Annotated in this window: 15 protein-coding genes; 6 read left to right on the forward strand and 9 right to left on the reverse strand. The window is 73.4% G+C overall.

The window, feature by feature from the left end:
- Positions 1-20: 20 nt before the first annotated feature.
- From BJ961_RS26870 to BJ961_RS26880, 3 genes are all read right to left on the reverse strand, one after another.
- Positions 21-1,484 carry a glutamate synthase subunit beta gene (locus tag BJ961_RS26870; RefSeq protein WP_271415367.1) on the reverse strand — a complete coding sequence of 488 codons (1,464 nt, stop codon included), beginning with the start codon at positions 1,482-1,484 and terminating at the stop codon, positions 21-23.
- Positions 1,477-6,021: a glutamate synthase large subunit gene (gene gltB, locus BJ961_RS26875; RefSeq protein WP_271415368.1), complete on the reverse strand. Its 4,545-nt coding sequence runs from the start codon at positions 6,019-6,021 to the stop codon at positions 1,477-1,479. Before gltB ends, BJ961_RS26870 begins: the two co-directional genes overlap by 8 nt.
- Positions 6,022-6,450: 429 nt before the next feature.
- Complete coding sequence (locus BJ961_RS26880; protein ID WP_271415369.1) at positions 6,451-7,182, reverse strand: VIT1/CCC1 transporter family protein; 732 nt, start codon at positions 7,180-7,182, stop codon at positions 6,451-6,453.
- A 233-nt stretch (positions 7,183-7,415) separates the two neighbouring features.
- Here BJ961_RS26880 and BJ961_RS26885 point away from each other — a divergent pair, with 233 nt between their 5' ends.
- The 6 genes from BJ961_RS26885 to BJ961_RS26910 all read left to right on the forward strand — a co-directional run bounded on the left by BJ961_RS26885 (position 7,416) and on the right by BJ961_RS26910 (position 15,152).
- A complete protein-coding gene (locus BJ961_RS26885; protein WP_271415370.1) occupies positions 7,416-8,648 on the forward strand; it encodes an ADP-ribosylglycohydrolase family protein in 1,233 nt (410 codons plus the stop codon).
- Between the two features lie 664 nt (positions 8,649-9,312).
- Entirely contained in the window at positions 9,313-10,446 is a 1,134-nt protein-coding gene (locus BJ961_RS26890) for an ADP-ribosylglycohydrolase family protein (protein ID WP_271415371.1), read from the forward strand.
- A complete protein-coding gene (locus BJ961_RS26895; RefSeq protein WP_271415372.1) occupies positions 10,443-11,612 on the forward strand; it encodes an ADP-ribosylglycohydrolase family protein in 1,170 nt (389 codons plus the stop codon). Before BJ961_RS26890 ends, BJ961_RS26895 begins: the two co-directional genes overlap by 4 nt.
- Complete coding sequence (locus BJ961_RS26900; RefSeq protein WP_271415373.1) at positions 11,600-13,135, forward strand: ADP-ribosylglycohydrolase family protein; 1,536 nt, start codon at positions 11,600-11,602, stop codon at positions 13,133-13,135. Before BJ961_RS26895 ends, BJ961_RS26900 begins: the two co-directional genes overlap by 13 nt.
- Positions 13,093-14,307: a CaiB/BaiF CoA transferase family protein gene (locus tag BJ961_RS26905; RefSeq protein ID WP_271415374.1), complete on the forward strand. Its 1,215-nt coding sequence runs from the start codon at positions 13,093-13,095 to the stop codon at positions 14,305-14,307. Before BJ961_RS26900 ends, BJ961_RS26905 begins: the two co-directional genes overlap by 43 nt.
- A gap of 20 nt (positions 14,308-14,327) precedes the next feature.
- Positions 14,328-15,152: an HpcH/HpaI aldolase/citrate lyase family protein gene (locus tag BJ961_RS26910; protein ID WP_271417175.1), complete on the forward strand. Its 825-nt coding sequence runs from the start codon at positions 14,328-14,330 to the stop codon at positions 15,150-15,152.
- Positions 15,153-15,220: 68 nt separating this feature from the next.
- On the opposite strand, the gene lgt is transcribed toward BJ961_RS26910, so the two are convergent.
- The 6 genes from lgt to trpC all read right to left on the reverse strand — a co-directional run bounded on the left by lgt (position 15,221) and on the right by trpC (position 20,460).
- Positions 15,221-16,315, reverse strand: coding sequence for a prolipoprotein diacylglyceryl transferase (gene lgt, locus BJ961_RS26915; protein WP_271415375.1), 1,095 nt, complete (start codon positions 16,313-16,315; stop codon positions 15,221-15,223).
- A 76-nt stretch (positions 16,316-16,391) separates the two neighbouring features.
- Positions 16,392-17,165, reverse strand: coding sequence for a DsbA family protein (locus tag BJ961_RS26920; RefSeq protein WP_271415376.1), 774 nt, complete (start codon positions 17,163-17,165; stop codon positions 16,392-16,394).
- Positions 17,166-17,251: 86 nt separating this feature from the next.
- On the reverse strand, positions 17,252-18,067 hold the full coding sequence (trpA, locus tag BJ961_RS26925) for a tryptophan synthase subunit alpha (protein ID WP_271415377.1): 816 nt from the start codon (positions 18,065-18,067) through the stop codon (positions 17,252-17,254).
- Positions 18,064-19,347, reverse strand: coding sequence for a tryptophan synthase subunit beta (gene trpB / locus BJ961_RS26930; RefSeq protein WP_271415378.1), 1,284 nt, complete (start codon positions 19,345-19,347; stop codon positions 18,064-18,066). The genes trpA and trpB overlap by 4 nt, the downstream gene beginning before the upstream one ends.
- A 58-nt stretch (positions 19,348-19,405) precedes the next feature.
- Positions 19,406-19,630, reverse strand: coding sequence for a tryptophan biosynthesis modulator TrpM (gene trpM, locus BJ961_RS26935; RefSeq protein ID WP_271415379.1), 225 nt, complete (start codon positions 19,628-19,630; stop codon positions 19,406-19,408).
- 20 nt (positions 19,631-19,650) lie between these two features.
- A complete protein-coding gene (gene trpC, locus BJ961_RS26940) occupies positions 19,651-20,460 on the reverse strand; it encodes an indole-3-glycerol phosphate synthase TrpC (RefSeq protein ID WP_271415380.1) in 810 nt (269 codons plus the stop codon).
- Positions 20,461-20,566: the final 106 nt, after the last annotated feature.

Here is a 20,566-nt window from a genome sequence, read left to right on the forward strand (position 1 = left end):
TTCTTCGGTTGTTCCGTCCGTCAGACCGCGAGGGCGCGGTCGGTCGGGCGGATCGGGGCCGGCAGGTCGCTGGCTCCGGTCAGGAAGCGGTCGGCGCCTCGCGCGGCCGAGCGGCCCTCGGCGATCGCCCAGACGATGAGCGACTGGCCGCGGCCGGCGTCACCGGCGACGAACACACCCGGCACGTTGGTCTGGAAGTCGGCGTCCCGGGCGATGTTACCCCGTGCGTCGAGCTCCAGGCCGAACTGGTCGACGAGGCCGTTGTCCTTGTCGGTGCCGGTGAAGCCCATGGCGAGGGTGACCAGCTGGGCCGGGATCTTCCGCTCGGTGCCCGGCTTCGACGTGAGCTTCCCGTCGGTGAACTCGACCTCGCTCAGGTGCAGCCACTGGACGTTGCCGTCCTCGTCGCCCTCGAAGTGGGTGGTGGAGACGGCGTAGACCCGTTCGCCGCCCTCCTCGTGGGCGCTGGTGACCTTGTACAGCATCGGGAAGGTCGGCCACGGCTGCGCGACCGGGTTCCGCTCCTCGCCGGGCCTGGGCATGATCTCCAGCTGGGTGACGGAGGCGGCGCCCTGGCGGTGGGCGGTGCCCACGCAGTCGGCGCCGGTGTCGCCGCCGCCGATGACGACGACGTGCTTGCCCTCGGCCGAGATCGGGGGCGCCACGTAGTCGCCCTCCTGGACCTTGTTGGCCAGCGGCAGGTACTCCATCGCCTGGTGGATGCCGTTCAGCTCGCGGCCGGGGACCGGCAGGTCGCGGGCGGTGGTGGAGCCGGCGGCGATGACGACGGCGTCGTAGCGTTTCTTGAGGCTGGTGGCCGTCAGGTCGCGGCCGACCTCGACGCCGGTGCGGAAGCGGGTGCCCTCGGCGCGCATCTGCTCTATGCGCCGGTTGATGTGCCGCTTCTCCATCTTGAACTCGGGGATGCCGTAGCGCAGGAGGCCTCCGACGCGGTCCGCGCGCTCGTAGACGGCGACGGTGTGACCGGCCCGGGTGAGCTGCTGGGCGGCGGCGAGACCCGCCGGGCCCGAGCCGATGACGGCGACGGTCTTGCCGGACAGGCGCTCCGGGATGCGCGGGGCGACGTCCCCGGTCTCCCACGCCTTGTCGATGATGGAGACCTCGACGTTCTTGATGGTGACCGGCGGCTGGTTGATGCCGAGCACGCATGCCGACTCGCACGGGGCCGGGCACAGGCGGCCGGTGAACTCCGGGAAGTTGTTGGTGGCGTGCAGGCGCTCGGACGCCGCCGACCAGTCCTCGCGGTAGGCGTAGTCGTTCCACTCGGGGATCAGGTTCCCGAGGGGGCAGCCGTTGTGGCAGAACGGGATGCCGCAGTCCATGCAGCGGCTGGCCTGCTTGCTGATGATCGGCAGCAGGGAGCCGGGGACGTAGACCTCGCTCCAGTCCTTGACGCGCTCGTCGACGGGGCGGGTCCGGGCGACCTCGCGTCCGTGGTTCAGGAAGCCCTTGGGATCAGCCATTGGTCGCCGCCTCCATCATCTTCTCGGTGGTCTCGGTCTCGGAGAGACCGGCTCGCTCGGCGGCGTCCTTGGCGGCGAGCACTGCCTTGTACGTACGGGGGATGAGCTTGCTGAAGCGCTCCACGGCGACGGGCCAGTCGGCGAGCAGCTTCCCGGCGACGGTGGACCCGGTCTCCTCGGCATGGCGGCGCACGGCGTCGTGCAGCCATTCCTTGTCGGCGTCGTCCAGTTCCTGGATCGCGTCGGCGTTGCCGGAGTTGACGTTGTCGCGGTCGAGGTCGACGACGTAGGCGACGCCGCCGGACATGCCGGCCGCGAAGTTGCGCCCGGTCTCGCCGAGGACGACGGCGTGGCCGCCGGTCATGTACTCGCAGCCGTGGTCGCCGACGCCCTCGGAGACGACCAGCGCGCCGGAGTTGCGGACGCAGAAGCGTTCGCCGACCTTGCCGCGCAGGAACATCTCGCCGCCGGTGGCGCCGTAGCCGATGGTGTTGCCGGCGATGGTGGAGTACTCGGCGAGGTGGTCGGCGCCCCGGTCGGGGCGGACGATCACGCGGCCGCCGGAGAGGCCCTTGCCGACGTAGTCGTTGGCGTCGCCCTCCAGGCGCAGCGTGACGCCGCGCGGGAGGAAGGCGCCGAAGGACTGGCCGGCCGAGCCGGTGAAGGTGATGTCGACGGTGTCGTCGGGCAGGCCCGCGCCGCCGAACTTCTTGGTGATCTCGTGGCCGAGCATGGTGCCGACCGTGCGGTTGATGTTGCGGATGGCGACCTGGGCGCGCACCGGGGAGGCCTCGGTGGCGTCCGAGGCGGACAGGGCGTCGGAGGCGAGCTTGATCAGCTGGTTGTCGAGTGCCTTCTCCAGGCCGTGGTCCTGGCCGACGGCCTGGTGGCGCACCGCGCCCTCGGGCAGCGCGGGCACGTGGAACAGCGGGGCCAGGTCGAGGCCCTGTGCCTTCCAGTGGTCGACGGCGCGGGTCACGTCGAGGGTCTCGGCGTGGCCGACGGCCTCCTCGATGGAGCGGTAGCCCAGTTCGGCGAGGATCTCGCGGACCTCTTCGGCGATGAACCGGAAGAAGTTCACGATGTACTCGGCCTTGCCGGAGAACCGGTCCCTGAGGACCGGGTTCTGGGTGGCGATGCCGACCGGGCAGGTGTCCAGGTGGCAGACGCGCATCATGACGCAGCCGGAGACGACGAGCGGCGCGGTGGCGAAGCCGAACTCCTCGGCGCCGAGCAGCGCGGCGATGACGACGTCGCGGCCGGTCTTGAGCTGGCCGTCGGTCTGGACGACGATCCGGTCGCGCAGGCCGTTGAGCAGCAGGGTCTGCTGGGTCTCGGCGAGGCCCAGCTCCCAGGGGCCGCCCGCGTGCTTGAGCGAGGTGAGCGGGGAGGCGCCGGTGCCGCCGTCGTGGCCGGAGATCAGCACCACGTCCGCGTGTGCCTTGGACACGCCCGCCGCGACCGTGCCGACGCCGACCTCGGAGACCAGCTTGACGTGGATCCGCGCCTGCGGGTTCGCGTTCTTCAGGTCGTGGATCAGCTGGGCCAGGTCTTCGATGGAGTAGATGTCGTGGTGCGGCGGCGGGGAGATCAGGCCGACGCCGGGGGTGCTGTGCCGGGTCTTGGCGACCCACGGGTACACCTTGTGGCCGGGCAGTTGGCCGCCCTCGCCGGGCTTGGCGCCCTGGGCCATCTTGATCTGGATGTCGTCGGCGTTGACCAGGTACTCGCTGGTGACGCCGAAGCGGCCGGAGGCGACCTGCTTGATGCTGGACCGGCGCGCGGGGTCGTACAGGCGCTCCGGGTCCTCGCCTCCCTCGCCGGTGTTGGACTTGCCGCCCAGCTGGTTCATGGCGATGGCGAGGGTCTCGTGCGCCTCCTGGGAGATGGAGCCGTACGACATGGCGCCGGTGGAGAAGCGCTTGACGATCTCGGAGACGGGTTCGACCTCGTCGAGGGGGACCGGCTGCCGGTCCGACGTGAAGCCGAAGAGGCCGCGCAGCGTCATCAGCCGCTCGGACTGCTCGTTGACCCGCTCGGTGTACTTCTTGAAGATGCCGTACTCGCCGGAGCGCGTCGAGTGCTGGAGGCGGAAGACCGTCTCCGGGTCGAACAGGTGCGGCTCGCCCTCGCGGCGCCACTGGTACTCGCCGCCGATGTCCAGGGTGCGGTGGGCCGGTGCGATGCCGCTGGCCGGGTACGCCTTGGCGTGGCGGGCGGCGACCTCCTCGGCGATGACGTCGATGCCGACGCCGCCGATCTTGGTGGCGGTGCCGTTGAAGTACTTGGCGACGAAGGCCTCGTCGAGGCCGACGGCCTCGAAGACCTGGGCGCCGCGGTAGGAGGCGACGGTGGAGATGCCCATCTTGGACATGACCTTGAGGACGCCCTTGCCGAGGGCGTAGATCAGGTTGCGGATGGCCTGCTCGGGCTCGCCGTCGACGGCCTGGAGGAAGGTGCCCGCGCGGACCAGGTCCTCGACGGACTCCATCGCCAGGTAGGGGTTGACGGCGGCGGCGCCGAAGCCGATGAGCAGGGCGACGTGGTGGACCTCGCGGACGTCGCCGGCCTCGACCAGCAGGCCCACCTCGGTGCGCTGCTTGGTGCGGATGAGGTGGTGGTGGACGGCGGCGGTGAGCAGCAGCGACGGGATCGGCGCGTGCTCGGCGTCCGAGTGGCGGTCGGAGAGGACGATGAGCCGGGCGCCGTTCTCGATGGCGGCGTCGGTCTCGGCGCAGATCTCCTCGATGCGGGCGGCGAGCGAGTCGCCGCCGCCGTGCACCCGGTAGAGGCCGGAGAGGGTGGCGGCCTTGAAGCCGGGCATGTCGCCGTCGGCGTTGATGTGGATGAGCTTGGCCAGCTCGTCGTTGTCGATCACCGGGAAGGGCAGCAGGACGCTGCGGCAGGAGGCGGCCGTCGGGTCCAGCAGGTTGCCCTGCGGGCCGAGCGAGGAGCGCAGGGAGGTGACCAGCTCCTCGCGGATGGCGTCCAGCGGCGGGTTGGTGACCTGGGCGAAGAGCTGGGTGAAGTAGTCGAAGAGCAGCCGGGGGCGCTCGGAGAGCGCGGCGATGGGCGAGTCGGTGCCCATGGAGCCGATCGGCTCGGCGCCGGCCTTGGCCATCGGCGCGAGGATGACGCGCAGCTCCTCCTCGGTGTACCCGAAGGTCTGCTGGCGGCGGGTGACCGAGGCGTGGGTGTGCACGATGTGCTCGCGCTCGGGCAGGTCGGACAGCTCGATCTCGCCGGCTTCGATCCACTCGGCGTACGGCTGCTCGGCGGCGAGCTGGGCCTTGATCTCGTCGTCCTCGATGATGCGGTGCTCGGCGGTGTCCACGAGGAACATGCGGCCGGGCTGGAGGCGGCCCTTGCGGACGACCTTCGCGGGGTCGATGTCGAGGACGCCGACCTCGGAGCCGAGGACGACGAGGCCGTCGTCGGTGACCCAGTAGCGGCCGGGGCGCAGGCCGTTGCGGTCGAGTACGGCGCCGACCTGGGTGCCGTCGGTGAAGGTGACGCAGGCGGGGCCGTCCCAGGGCTCCATCATCGTGGAGTGGAACTGATAGAAGGCACGCCGGTCCGCGTGCATCGAGTCGTGGTTCTCCCACGCCTCCGGGATCATCATCAGCACGGAGTGCGGCAGCGAGCGCCCGCCGAGGTGCAGCAGTTCCAGGACCTCGTCGAAGGAGGCGGAGTCGGAGGCGTCCGGCGTGCAGACCGGGAAGAGCCGCTCGAGGTCGGACGACGATCCGAACTGGCCGGAGGCGAGCTGGGACTCGCGGGCGCGCATCCAGTTGCGGTTGCCCTTGACCGTGTTGATCTCGCCGTTGTGCGCGACGAAGCGGTACGGGTGGGCCAGCGGCCAGGCCGGGAAGGTGTTGGTGGAGAACCGGGAGTGCACGAGCGCGATCGCGGAGGCGAAGCGGCGGTCGGACAGGTCCGGGAAGAACGGCTCCAGCTGGCCGGTGGTCAGCATGCCCTTGTAGACGATGGTCCGCGCGGACAGCGACGGGAAGTAGACGCCGGCCTCGCGCTCGGCGCGCTTGCGCAGCGCGAAGGCGTGGCGGTCGAGGGCGATGCCCCGGGAGGTGCCGTCACTCACGAAGATCTGCCGGAAGACCGGCATGGTCGAGCGGGCGGTGGCGCCCAGCATCTGCGGGGCGACCGGGACCTCGCGCCAGCCGAGGACCGTGAGGCCCTCCTCGGCGGCGATCGTCTCGATGCGCGAGACGGCGTCCTCGGTGCCGTCATCCGGCAGGAAGGCGATGCCGACGGCGTACGCCCCGGCCTCGGGCAGTTCGAATCCGGCCACCTCGCGGAAGAAGGCGTCCGGCACCTGGGAGAGGAGGCCCGCACCGTCGCCGGAGTCCGGCTCGGAGCCGGTGGCGCCGCGGTGCTCCAGGTTGCGCAGCACGGTGAGTGCCTGGTCGACCAGGGTGTGCGATGCCTCGCCGGTGAGAGTGGCGACGAAACCGACGCCGCAGGCGTCGTGCTCGTTGCGGGGGTCGTACATACCCTGCGCGGCAGGGCGAGCATCCATGAAGGACCAGTTCTGGCCATTCGCGGAATGCTGGGACGGCTGGCGCGGCGTACGCATCGGCTCTCCCGTCGTCGTCATCTGGCATGTGCGGTTGCCGAGGGACGACGTTGGCCCTCTGCGGTTCGGTGCAAAATTTGGTGCAGGTTACATGATGGATTGGTTCTCGGTAAACGGGACAATCCGTTCCAACATGCGGACACCGGAGGGTTGCGGCGGGGGTACCGAACCCGTGGGTGGAGGCTATGGAGACCGAAGCGAACAGATCGTTGTCCGTCGGCCCGGGGGGCGGAGGAAGCGTCGTCGCCCACTCCGCGAGTGCGCAGGGAGCTTCGTTGCCCACAGCGCTTACGGCTCATGCCCGGAGATTGCGCGGTCGAAACCAGCGAGTAACGGGTACGTATGCGGACCCCCGCATAAGTTCGAGCCGGACTATCCTACGGCCGTTCCGAACAGGCTGCCCAGGAGATACGTCACACCGGCCGCCGCGCCGCCGAGGGCGAGCTGCCGCAGTCCGCTGTACCACCAGCTGCGGGCCGTGACCTTGGCGACCACCGCGCCGCACAGGAACAGCCCGGCCAGCGCGAGCAGCACGGCGGGCCACAGGGCACCGGCGCCGAGCAGGAACGGCAGGACGGGGAGCAGGGCGCCCAGCGCGAAGGACCCGAACGAGGAGACGGCCGCGACGGTCGGTGACGGCAGGTCGGAGGGGTCGATGCCCAGCTCCTCGCGGGCGTGTATCTCCAGCGCCTGCTCGGGGTCGCTGGACAGCTGGCGGGCCACCTCACGGGCGAGCTCCGGCTCGACGCCGCGCGCCTCGTAGAGCGCGGCCAGCTCGGCCTCCTCGTCCGCCGGGTGCTTGCGCAGTTCGCGGCGCTCCACGTCCAGCTCGGCCTCGACCAGCTCACGCTGGGAGGCGACGGAGGTGTACTCGCCGGCGGCCATGGAGAAGGCACCGGCGGCCAGCCCGGCGAGCCCGCTGATCACCACGGTCTGCTGGCTCGCCGTACCGCCGGCGACACCGGTCATCAGGGCGAGGTTGGAGACCAGGCCGTCCATCGCGCCGAAGACGGCGGGGCGCAGCCAGCCGCCGTTCACGTCGCGGTGGGTGTGGTTGTCGCGGTGCGCCGCGTGCAGCGGCGCCTCGGTTTCGATGATGGCCATGAGGTTCCCCCCGGGGACTAGTTTGGACTCGTTCTACTTTTTAACAACACCCAATCTATGCCGATCATTTCCACCTCGCCAGCAAGGAAAGGCTGGGCTTACCTGCGGTTTTACCCTCGTGCGCTCATCCGTGATCTTGCCCGCACAGATGTCGACCGGGTGACGCTGGGTCCGGTGAGGCTGTGGCGCGCACCGCACCGGGGACAGATGCGCAAAGGGAGAGGAGAGGCCGCATGGCATCCACCGCCTGCATTCCCCCGGTCCCCGCGCCGCAGGACTCCGTCGGGCTGCGCGAGAGGGCCCGGGGCGCGCTGCTCGGACTGGCCGTGGGGGACGCCCTCGGAGCGCCGGCCGAGAACATGAAGCCGTCGCAGATCCGCGCCCGCTGGGGCCGCATCACGGGATACGTCGCCGACCGGCCCGCCGGGACCGACGACACGGAGTACGCGATCTTCTCCGGCCTGCTGCTGGCCCGGTACGGCTCCGCGCTCACCCCGGTCCATGTGGAGACGGCCTGGCACGAGTGGATCGCGGACCGGGAGGAGGGCCCGTTCCGGGGTGCGGGCTTCAGCGAGCGCGGCACCCTGGAGAACCTCCGCCGCGGGCTGGCCGCCCCCATCTCGGCCCAGCACCGGCACGCCTGGAGCGACGGCCTGGCGATGCGGGCCGCGCCGCACGGCGTGTTCGCGGCCGGCCGCCCGGCCGAGGCGGCCCGGCTGGCGGCGATCGACGGCTCGGTCAGCCACGAGGGCGAGGGCATCTACGGCGGCCAGGCGGTCGCGGCGGGCGTCGCGGCGGCGATGGCCGGGGCGCCGCCCGTGGCGGTCGTGGCCTCCGCCCTGGCCGTCGTACCGGACGACTCCTGGACCGCCCGCAGTCTGCGCCGCGCGATGACGGCGGCCCACCGCGGCGAGCGCGCGGTGCGCTCCGCGGTGGTCGTCGGCGGCTATCCGTGGACCGACCTGGCCCCCGAGGCGGTCGCCCTCGCCTTCGGCGCCTACGCGGCGGCCGACGGCGACTTCACGGACGCCGTGCTGACGGCCGTCAACATGGGCCGCGACGCCGACACCACGGCCGCGGTGGCCGGTGCCCTGGCCGGGGCGACCCGGGGCGTCCACGCCATTCCGGCCGACTGGTCCGCCGCCATCGGCCCCGCCCGCGGGAGCTGCCTGCCGACGATGGCCGGCCACCACGTCCTGGAGGTGGCCGACCTGCTGATCCACGGGACGCCGCCGGGGGACACGGACGGCGCGTCGCCACCACCGCGAGCGCCGCGGGGAGCGGAGCACGGGCCGCACGCCGCCGAGCGAGTACGCCGGGGACCGGAACGGGTGACGGCGGGTACGGGCGCAGCGACGCACTCCGCGCCCTGCGACACCGGCCTCCCGCCCCGCGAGCCGACACCCCCCGGCACCCGGCGACCACACCGGGACACGCCCCCGCCACCGGCGGAGGTGGGGACGTGAGCAGGACCAGACCGGCGGGCGAGGCAGCGGCCACCACGGCGTACGTCGCGCCACCCGAAGAGCCGGACCAGGAGACCCCCGGCGGAAGCGGACACCGCCCGGGGGGCGACCCGGGGCCCACACCGGGGCCCGAGCAGTGCGCCGAACCGGACCCCACACCGGGAACCGAGCAATGCACCGGACCGGACCCCACACCGGGAACCGAGCAATGCACCGAACCGGACCGCACGCCGAGCACCATTCCGGGCCCCATGCCGGAGACCGAGCCGGGGGCCGCACCGGAGACCGAGGCAGGCGCCGAACCGGTGATCGAGCCGCGCGCCGCACCGGACCCCACGCCGAACACCATGCCCGGCTCCACGCCAGAGGCTGGGCCGGGGGCCACGCCGAAGACCGAACCGGGCGCCACGGCGGGGACCAGGACAGGCGCCGAACCGGCAGCCGCACCGGAGACCGAACCGGGCGCCGCACCGCACCCCCCGCCGGGCCCCACACCGGAGACCGAACAGGGCGCCGCGCCGCACCCCCCGCCGGGCCCCACACCGGAGACCGAACCGGGCGCCGCACCGCACCCCCGCCGGGCCCCGCGCCGGAATCCGAGCCAGGGCCCCGGCCGTGCCCCGCACCGAGCGCCGCGTCGGAGGTCGTCGCGCCGTCCCGCACGGTGTCGCTTGCCGGGCGTATCGAGGGGCTCCTTCTCGGGCTGGCCGCCGGGGATGCCGCCGGTTGGCCCGCCGCGCGGCACCGGGCCGCCCGGATGCCGGAGTGGACGCGTCGGCTCACGCGTGAGCTGGACACCTTCGCCGAGCAGAACGCGACCACCACCCTCCCCGTCCCCATCGCCCTGAACCAGCCGCCGGAGCCGCTGCGCCTGGGGCCCTCGGACGACGCCGAGTGGGCGGCGTTCGCCGCGGAGGCGGTCCTGCGGGCCGGGGACGACAGCGCGCTCGGGGACGTGGGCCGGGACCGCCGGATGCGGGCCGCGATCGACCTGACCTGGAACGCCGTCGCCAGCGAGGTGGCCGCGGCGGCCGACCGCGCCCCCGAGGTCGAGTCGGCCGTACTGCCGCTGCGCGCCCGCATCTCGGTGCGGGCCGGACTCGGCAACCTCGCCGCCGGCCTGCGGCCGCCCGCCACCGGCCACGACAACCCGCACTACTTCGACGACGCCGCCTGCGTGCGGGCCTGCGTGCTCGCCGTCGCCCACCCCGGCGCCCCGCGGCTCGCCGCCGACCTCGCCGAGTTCGACGCCCGCTACACCCAGGACGGCGACGGCGTGCACGGCGCCCGGGCCATGGCGGCGGCACTGGCCCGCGCCCTCGACGGCGCCGGCGTGGACGCCTGCGTGGCGGCGGCGCTCGCGGAACTCCCCGAGGCGACGGAGATCGGCCGCAACGCCCGCCAGGCACTGGCCCTCGCGGCGGACGCCGAGAGCACCTTCGCCCTGGTCCCGCTCCTCGAACACCACATCGTCGACCACGTCTACAGCTACGGCATCGCCGCCGCCGAGACCGTCCCCGTCGCCCTCGCCCTGGCCACCGCCGCCGGGGGCCGCATCGCCGAGGCGGTGCCGGCGGCGGCCTGTCTGTCCAGGGTCGCGGACTCCGCCCCCGCGCTGGCGGGCGCCCTCACCGGCGCCCTGGGCGGCGGCACGTCGGTCCCCGCGTCCTGGCGGGACACCTGCCGCACCCTCCCCGGCTGCGTACTGCCCCGGCTCACCGGCACCGACCTGGTCGAACTCGCCGGACTCCTGCACGCCACCCGACCGTCCCGACCGGAAGGACGAGGCTCCTCATGACCCCCAGCACCCCGGACACCGCGCCCCTGGAGGACCGCGTCACCGGTGCCCTCGTCGGCGCGGCGGTCGGCGACGCGCTCGGCGGCCCCGTCGAGGGCTACTCCCCCGAGCAGATCCTCGAACGCCACGGCGGCCGCGTCCACGGCGTCGTCGGCCCCTGGAACGGCGACGCCTGGCGCACCGCCCGCCCCGTCGCCCCGTACCACAAGGGCGACGGCCACGTCACCGACGACACCCTGATGACCCACGCGCTGGTGCGGGTGTACGGCACCGTCCGCGACCACCTCGACGCCTACGCGGTCGCCGAGCACCTGGTCCCCGACCTGATCACGCACCCCCGCTGGATCCCGGAGCTGGAGGCCGAGGCACTCCCCCTCCAGCGGATCTTCCTGGCGGAGAAGTGGCTGGTGGCACGGATCCACTACGGCCACACGGACCCGCGCGAGGCCGGCACCGGCAACATCGTCAACTGCGGTGCCGCGATGTACATGGCTCCGGTCGGCCTGGTCAACGCGGCGAACCCCGGGGCCGCCTACGCCGAGGCCCTGGACGTCGCGGGCGCCCACCAGTCGTCGTACGGCCGGGAGGCGGCCGGTGTCCTGGCGGCGGCGGTGGCCGCGGCGTGCGTACCGGGGGCGACTGCGGAGTCGGTGGTGACGGCCGCGCTGTCCCTGGCCAAGGACGGCACCCGGGAGGCGATCGAGGCCGTGTGCGACGTGGCCCGCCGCCACTCGGAGTTCGAGTCGGCGCTCGCGCCGCTGCGGGCGGCGGTGGCCCCGTACGACACGGTGGGCCCCGACTACCGGGCGCCCTCGCTCGGCGCCCGTCGCCCCTCCCGGCTGCACGCGATCGAGGAGTTGCCCGTCGCCCTCGGCATGCTGCTCGTCTCCGGCGGCGACTTCCGGCACGCGGTGCTCGGCGCGGTCAACTACGGCCGCGACTGCGACTCCATCGCCACGATGGCGGGCGCGCTGGCCGGTGCGCTGGGTTCGCCCGTGCCGGAGGAGTGGGCCAAGACGGTCGCGGAGGCGAGCCGGCTGGACCTGTGGGAGCCCGCGGCGACGCTCACCGCGGTCGCGCGGGAGGTCTTCGCGCGGGATGTGCGCAGGCGGCGCGCGCACGAGGAGGCGTTCACCGCGGTCGGAGGCGCGGGATGCTCCGACTGACCTGGGCGCAGCCCGAGGACCTGATCGGTCACGAGTTGCGCCAGGCACGGCTGGACGGCCGCGACGCGTCGGCCGTCGCGGCCCGCTGGCGGGCGGCCGGCGGCGACGAGGCGCCGTCCCGGGCGGGTGCCTCCGCCCGGCCCGCCTCCCCACGGCTGCGCCTGCTGGCGGAAGACCTCCTGGACGAACTGGCCGGCCTGCCCGCCCCCTTGGCGGACAGCGAGCCGACGGACCTCGACCGGATCAGGGCCCTGTGCCCCGACTGGCCGCTCCGCGCCCCCGCCGCGCCGATGCCGCCCACCCGGCCGGAAACCACCGGGACGGAGTCCACCCGACTGGAGCCCACCCGACTGGAGCCCACCCGGTCGAAGCCCACCCGGCTGGAGCCCACCCGGCCGGAGCCCACCCGATCGGAGCCCACCCGGCCGGAGCCCACCCGGCTGGAGGCCGCCTGGCTGGGCCGCGCCGTCGGCTGCCTCCTGGGCAAACCCGTCGAGAAGCTCCCGCTGACCGGCATCCGCCGCCTCGGCCGGGCCGCCGGGAACTGGCCCCCGACCACGTACTTCACGGCCCGGGGCGTGCCGAGCGGACTGCTCACCGCGTACCCCTGGAACCGCCGCTCCGCGCCCACCTCCCTCGCCGAGAACATCGACGGCATGCCGGAGGACGACGACCTGAACTACCCCCTGCTCGGTCTCCTGCTGCTCCAGCGCCACGGCAGGGCCTTCACCACCGCGGACGTGGCCCGCGTCTGGCTCGACGAACTCCCGGCCGGCCGCACCTTCACCGCCGAGCGCCTCGCCTACCGCAACCTCCTGACCGGCATCGAGCCTCCGGACACCGCCCGGCACCGCAATCCGTTCCGCGAGTGGATCGGCGCCCTGATCCGCGCCGACGTGCACGGCTGGACCAACTCCGGCGACCCGGGCGCCGCCGCCGGGCAGGCACACCGGGACGCGGTCCTCACCCACACCGCCAACGGCGTCTACGCGGCGATGTTCGCGGCGGCCGTCATCGCCACCGCCGCGACCGGCACCGCCGACGTCCACGCCTGTCTGCGCACCGGCCTCGCGGTGGTGCCGCCCGGCTCCCGACTCGCCGAGGCCGTCCGGCACGCCGTACGGCTCGCCGCCGCGCACGCCGACTTCGACGCGGTCGTGGACGAGCTGCACGCCGTCCACTCCCCCGCCCACCACTGGGTGCACGCCGTCCCCAACACGGCCCTGATCGCCGCCGCGCTCACCCACGCGGGCGGCGACTTCACCGGTTCCCTCGCGCGCGTCGTCTCCGGCGGCTGGGACACCGACTCCAACGGCGCCACCGTCGGCGGCGTCGCCGCCCTGCTCGCCGGGTCGCCGGCGGCCCTGCCCGGCCACTGGACGGCCCCGCTGAAGAACCGGCTGGCCACCTCCGTCGGCGACTTCGACGGCACCGGCTTCGACACCCTCGCCCACCTCACGCACCGGGAGGCCACCCGCCCATGCCCGAGCCCGCCGCCCCTCCCCCCGTCTCCCCTCCCCTGACCGGCCTGCGCGTCCTCGACCTCGCCACCCTCTTCGCGGGCCCGCTCGCCGCCACCCTGCTCGGCGACTTCGGCGCCGAGGTGATCAAGGTCGAGCACCCCACCCGCCCCGACCCGTCCCGCGGCCACGGCCCGTCGAAGGACGGGGTCGGCCTGTGGTGGAAGGTCCTGGGCCGCAACAAGCGCACCATCACCCTGGACCTGTCCAGGCCGGCCGGACGCACCACCCTGCTGCGTCTCGCCGCGACCGCGGACGTCGTCGTCGAGAACTTCCGGCCGGGCACCCTGGAGAAGTGGGACCTGGGATGGGACGAGCTGTCCGCCGTCAATCCCCGGCTCGTCCTCACCCGGGTCACCGGCTTCGGCCAGTTCGGCCCGTACGCGCGCCGCCCCGGCTTCGGCACCCTCGCCGAGGCCATGAGCGGCTTCGCCGCGATGACCGGCGAACCGGACGGGCCCCCGACGCTGCCGCCGTTCGGCCTCGCCGACTCGATCGCGGCCCTGGCGACGGCGTACGCCGTGATGACGGCGCTGGCCGCGCGGGAGCGCACCGGCGAGGGCCAGGTCGTCGACATGGCGATCATCGAGCCGATCCTGACCGTCCTCGGCCCCCAGCCCACCTGGTACGACCAGCTCGGCCACGTCCAGCCGCGCACCGGCAACCGCTCCCAGAACAACGCCCCGCGCAACACCTACCGCACCGCCGACGGCACCTGGGTCGCCGTCTCCACCTCGGCGCAGTCGGTCGCCGAGCGCGTGATGCGGCTGGTGGGCCGCCCGGAGCTGATCGACGAGCCCTGGTTCGCTACGGGCGCGGAACGGGCCCGGCACGCCGACGTGCTGGACGCGGCGGTCGGCGACTGGATCGCCCGGCACACCCGCGCCGACGTGCTCGCCGCGTTCGAGAAGGCCGAGGCGGCCGTGGCGCCGGTTCAGGACGTGCGGGACGTGCTGAGCGACCCGCAGTACCAGGCCCTGGACACCGTCACCACCGTCGACGATCCCGAGCTGGGCCCGCTGCGCATGCAGAACGTCCTCTTCCGGCTCTCCGCCACCCCGGGCGCGATCCGCTGGGCGGGGCGCCCGCACGGCGCGGACACCGAGGAGGTCCTGACCGGACTCGGGCTCACCCCGGCGGACGTGAAGGAACTGCGCGAGGAGGGCGTCGTATGACCGCACCCCCGGCCGTGTCGCTGACCGCACCCCCGCTGACCTGGCTGTACGCCCCCGGGGACCGCCCCCGGGTAGTCGCCAAGGCGCTGGCCGCCGGGGCCGACGTGGTGGTGGTCGACCTGGAGGACGCGGTCGCCGCCGACCGCAAGGAGTACGCCCGCGACGCCACGGCCGAGCTGCTCGGCGAACCGCAGCCGGTGCCGGTGCACGTCCGCGTCAACGCCCTGGACGGGCCGCTCGCCGCCGGGGACCTGGCGGCACTGGCCGCGCTGCCGGGGCTGTCGGGGCTGCGGCTGCCCAAGGTCACGTCCCCGGAGCAGGTCGCCGGCGTCGCCGCGGCCACCGGCGGGCCGCCGTTGTACGCCCTGCTGGAGACGGCCCTGGGCGTGGAGCGCGCGTACCGGATCGCGGCGGCCGACCCGGCGTTGCGCGGCATCGCCCTCGGGGAGGCGGACCTGCGGGCCGACCTGGGCGTGCGCGGGGACACCGGCCTGGACTGGTCGCGCTCGCGGGTGGTCGTGGCCGCGCGTGCGGCCGGGCTGGCGCCGCCTTCGCAGACGGTGCATCCGGACATCCGGGACCTGGAGGGCCTGGCGGCGTCCTGCGCGCACGGCCGCGCGCTGGGTTTCCTGGGCCGGGCCGCGATCCACCCCCGCCAGCTGCCGATCATCGAGCGGGCGTACCTGCCCACCGAGCGGGAGCTGGAGGAGGCGGAGACGATCGTCAAGGCGGCCACGGTCCAGCCGGGGGCGCAGGCGCTGCCGGACGGCCGGTTCGTCGACGCGGCGGTGGTGGCGACGGCCCGGCGCACCCTGTCGCTGGCCCGGCGGCCCGTCCTGTCCTGACGGACGCCCGGCACACACCGAGGGCGCCCGGGAAGCCCCGGGCGCCCTCGGCGCAGTACGGCGGGCGGTCAGCCCTTCTTGGCGGAGTCGGCGCCGTTCTTCACACTCTCGGCGTCCTTCGCGTCCTCGGCGTCGTCCGTGTCCTCGGCGGCCGCGGCGGCCCCGTCCCCGGTCGCCCCCGTCTTCCGCACGGTGTCCGGGTCGTCCGAGGCGTCGGCTCCGGCGTCCCCGGGCACGGCTCCCGCGTCCTCCGTCGCGCCCTTCGCCGCGTCCGTCTCCCCGTCCTTCTTCGCGTCCTTCTTCGCGTCCTTCTTCGCGTCGGCCGCGGCCTCGCCGTCGGCGGACTCCGCGCCCGGCTCCACCACGGCCTCCCGGCCCGGACGCATCCGCGCCGAGAGCACCATGTACAGCACGGCCAGCAGGAACACGAAGAGCGCGGTCCAGTTGTTCAGGCGCAGGCCCAGGATGTGGTGGGCGTCGTCGACGCGCATGTACTCGATCCAGAACCGGCCCGCGCAGTAGGCGGCGACGTACAGGGCGAAGGCCCGCCCGTGGCCGAGCCGGAAGCGGCGGTCGGCCCAGATGACGAGCGCGGCGACGCCGATGCACCACAGCGACTCGTACAGGAACGTCGGGTGGTACGTGCCGGGCAGCCGTCCGTCGGCCGTCGAGGTGATCTCCACGGCCCACGGCAGGTCGGTCGCCTTGCCGTACAGCTCCTGGTTGAACCAGTTGCCCCAGCGGCCGATGGCCTGGGCGAGGGCGATGCCGGGTGCGATGGCGTCGGCGTACGCGGGCAGCGGGACGCCCCGGCGCCGGGCACCGATCCAGGCGCCCACCGCGCCGAGCGCGATCGCGCCCCAGATACCGAGTCCGCCCTCCCAGACCTTGAAGGCGTCGACCCAGTCACGGCCCTCGCTGAAGTACAGCTGGTAGTCCGTGATCACGTGGTAGAGGCGTCCGCCGATCAGGCCGAAGGGAACGGCCCAGACCGCGATGTCGGCCACCGTGCCGGACCGCCCGCCCCGGGCGATCCACCGCTTGTTGCCGAGCCAGACGGCAACGAAGACGCCGATGATGATGCAGAACGCGTAGCCGCGCAGCGGAATGGGACCGAGGTGCAGCACCCCGCGCGACGGGCTGGGAATGAAGGCAAGTTCCATGGCAGGGTCGACGCTACCGTGTCGGACGGGACGCGCGGCGGGCAGCCCGGCTACGGGTCCGTAACGAGCGGGCGCGTTACTTGTTGGCCTCCTCCACCATCTGCTTGAGCTTCGCGGGGGTCATGGAGCGGTCCTGGTAGATGTTCTTGCCGTCCAGGAGCACGGTCGGGGTGCCGCTGAAGCCGCCGTTCTGGAAGGCCTTGTTGGACTTCTCCACCCAGCTGTTGTGCTTGCCGTTCTTCACGCACTCCTGGAACAGGGTGGTGTCGAGGCCGTCGACCTTGCCCGCCAGGTCGAGGAGCTTGTTCTCGTCGGCGAAGGCGTCGTCGGTCTCCGAGGGCTGGTTGTCGTACAGCACGTCGTGGTAAGCGGGGAACTTCCCGGCGTCCTGGGCGCAGGCGGCGGCGTTGGCGGCCTTGCGGGAGCCGGTGCCGCCCATGTTGCCGTCGATGATCGTGGCCAGGTGGTATTCGACCCGGAGCTGTCCGGCGTCGGTCAGCTCGTGCACGGTGTCCCGGTACGCCAGCTCGAAGGCCTTGCAGGCCGGGCAGCGGAAGTCCTCCCAGACGGTGAGCGTGGACTTGGCGCTCTCCTTGCCGACGGGGATCGCGAGGCCGTCCTTGCCCTGCGCGCCGGAGGGCGCCACGATCGGGCCGGCCGACTCGCTGCCGTCGTCCTTGCCCGCGTTCGCGGCGACCACGCCGATCACCGCCGCGAGTCCCAGGACGCAGACCACGCTCGCGCCGACGATCAGCGCGCGGCGGCGCTTGTCCCTGGACTTCTGCTTCTCGCGCTCGGCCGCCAGCTTCTCGCGGGCGGTGCGCTTTCCCTGTCGGTTCTTCTCGCTCACACCCCGCAGAACGAACCGGGGAGGCGCAGCGCGCCTCCCCGGTCCCAGGTCCACTCGTACGAGGGACCCCTGTCACAAGCGTGCCGTCACGCCTGTCCGCGCACGCCCTTCGCCAGGTCGGCGGCGAGCGCGCGTACGCCCTCCAGACCGGCCGTGTCGTCGGGCGCGTCCAGCATGCGCTTGACGAACGCCGAGCCGACGATGACGCCGTCGGCGAAGCGGGCGACCTCGGCGGCCTGGGCGGCGTTGGAGACGCCGAGACCGACGCAGACCGGGGTGTCGGTGGTGGCGCGGGTGCGCCGCACCAGGTCCTCGGCCTGCGCGCCGACCGACTCGCGGGTGCCGGTGACGCCCATCAGGGAGGCGGCGTAGACGAAGCCGCTGCCGACCGCGGTGATCTCGGCGAGGCGCGCGTCCCTGCTGCTGGGCGCGACCACGAAGACCGTGGCGAGCCCGTGCTTGTCCGCATGCTCGCGCCACAGCGCCGACTCCTGGACCGGCAGGTCGGGCAGGATGCACCCGGCGCCGCCCGCCTCGGCCAGCTCGGCGGTGAAGCGCTCCACGCCGTAGCGGTCGATGGGGTTCCAGTACGTCATGACGAGGATCGGCTTGCCGGTGGCCTCGTGGGCCTCGCGGACCGTGCGCATCACGTCGGCGATCTTCACACCGCCGCGCAGGGCGATGTCGTCGGCGGTCTGGATCACGGGGCCGTCGAGGACGGGGTCGCTGTGCGGCAGGCCCACCTCGACGACGTCGGCGCCGCCGTCGAGGGCGGCCTTGATCGCCGCGATGCCGCCGTCCACGGTCGGGAACCCGGCCGGGAGGTAGGCGATCAGGGCGGCGCGGCCCTCGGACTTCGTCGCCGCGAGGGTGTCGTTCAGCAGTCGTACGTTCCCGCTCACTTGGCGTCCCCCTCGATCTCGGCGGTGCCGGCGGCGTCCTCGGCGACCTGGGCGTCGGTGTCGTACAGCCCGAAGTAGCGGGCGGCGGTGTCCATGTCCTTGTCGCCCCGGCCGGACAGGTTGACCACGATCAGCCCGTCCTTGCCCAGTTCCCTGCCGACCTCCAGGGCACCGGCCAGCGCGTGGGCGCTCTCGATGGCCGGGATGATGCCCTCGGTGCGCGACAGCAGGCGCAGCGCCTGCATGGCGGCGTCGTCGGTGACCGCGCGGTACTCGCCGCGGCCGGAGTCCTTGAGGTAGGCGTGCTCGGGGCCGATGCCGGGGTAGTCCAGGCCGGCCGAGATCGAGTACGGCTCGGTGATCTGGCCCTCGTCGTCCTGGAGGACGTAGGACCGGGAGCCGTGCAGGATGCCGGGCTCGCCCGCGGTCAGGGTGGCCGCGTGCTCGCCGGTCTCGACGCCGTGCCCGGCGGGCTCGCAGCCGATGAGGCGGACGTCGGTGTCGGGGATGAAGGCGTGGAAGAGGCCGATGGCGTTGGAGCCTCCGCCGACGCAGGCGATCGCGGCGTCCGGGAGGCGTCCGGCCTGCTCCAGGAGCTGGCGGCGGGCCTCGACGCCGATGACGCGGTGGAAGTCGCGGACCATCGCCGGGAAGGGGTGGGGACCCGCGACGGTGCCGAACAGGTAGTGGGTGCGGTCGACGTTGGCGACCCAGTCGCGGAACGCCTCGTTGATCGCGTCCTTCAGCGTGCGGCTGCCGGACTTCACGGCGACGACCTCGGCGCCGAGCATCCGCATGCGGGCCACGTTGAGGGCCTGGCGGCGGGTGTCGATCTCGCCCATGTAGATGGTGCAGTCGAGGCCGAAGAGGGCGCAGGCGGTCGCCGTCGCCACGCCGTGCTGGCCCGCGCCGGTCTCGGCGATGACGCGGGTCTTGCCCATGCGCTTGGTGAGCAGGGCCTGGCCGAGCACGTTGTTGATCTTGTGCGAGCCGGTGTGGTTCAGGTCCTCGCGCTTGAGGAAGATCCTGGCTCCGCCTGCCTCGGCGGCGAAACGGGGGACCTCGGTGAGGGAGGACGGGCGGCCGGTGTAGTGGACGAGGAGGTCGTCCAGTTCGCGGGCGAACTCGGGGTCGGACTTGGCCTTGTCGTACTCGACGGCGACCTCGTCGACCGCGGCGACGAGGGCCTCGGGGATGAACTTGCCCCCGAAGGCGCCGAAGTAGCCCTCGGCGGAGGGGACTTGGCCCTCCGGGTCGGGGATGAAGAAGTTGCTGGGCATGCGTGTACCTCACGGTGAGTGTCCGGTGTGGGCAGATTCGCCGTGGGGGCGGGGGAAGTCAGGCCGCTGCGGGCAGCATGTGGTCGCTCGCGCCGTTCCCCGCGCCCCTTACGGGGCGCTGAGGCCATCGCATGCCGTTGACCTGCCCCGGTTCGTCTCCGATGACGTACCGCACCCGGCGGCCGTGGACCCGGCGGGCGGGGGCGCGGCAGCCGCGGGGGCGGCAGCCGCGCGCCAGGCGCGCGTACGGGTCCCGGGATTCCGGGAGGAGCGGGAGCGTCATGGGGTCAGCCTACCGGGGTGTCAGCCCCGGCCGTGGCGCAGTGCCGGGTGTTCGCCGGCGGCCACCAGGTCGGAGACCGCGGTCTTCGGGTCGCGGCCGGTGACCAGGGACTCGCCGACCAGGACGGCGTCGGCGCCCTCGTTGGCGTAGGCGATGAGGTCGTGCGGGCCGCGGACGCCGGACTCGGCGACCTTGACGATGTGCGCGGGGATCTCCGGGGCGACCCGCTCGAACGTGCCGCGGTCGACCTCCAGGGTCTTCAGGTTGCGTGCGTTGACGCCGATGACCTTGGCGCCCGCGTCCACCGCGCGTTCGACCTCGTCCTCGTCGTGCACCTCGACGAGCGGGGTGAGTCCGATGGACTCGGCGCGCTCGATCAGGGACTCCAGGGCGGGCTGTTCGAGGGCCGCGACGATCAGCAGCACGAGGTCGGCGCCGTGTGCGCGGGCCTCCCACAACTGGTACGAGGTGACGACGAAGTCCTTGCGCAGCACCGGGATGTCCACGCGGGCGCGGACCGAGTCCAGGTCGGCGAGCGAGCCGCCGAAGCGGCGCTCCTCGGTGAGGACGGAGATGACGGCGGCGCCGCCCGCCTCGTAGTCGGCGGCGAGTCCGGCCGGGTCGGCGATGGCCGCGAGCGCGCCCTTGGAGGGGCTGGAGCGCTTGACCTCGCAGATGACCTTGACGGCGTCGCCGCGCAGGGCGGCCACGCCGTCCTTGGCGGGGCGGGCCTTGGCCGCGCGCTCCTTGAGCTCGTCGAGGCTGACGCGCGCCTGCCGTTCCGCGAGGTCGGCACGGACTCCGTCGATGATCTCGTCGAGCACACTCACGCGAGCGGCCCCCTTTCAGACGGCGAAACGTGTGGTCACTGCGATGGTATCCGGAGCCGGGCACGGGTCCCGCATCCGCCCCGATCGCCGTCCCATTACCTGGACA

Source organism: Streptomyces lienomycini (genome assembly GCF_027947595.1).
In the GTDB taxonomy this organism is placed as follows: domain Bacteria; phylum Actinomycetota; class Actinomycetes; order Streptomycetales; family Streptomycetaceae; genus Streptomyces; species Streptomyces lienomycini.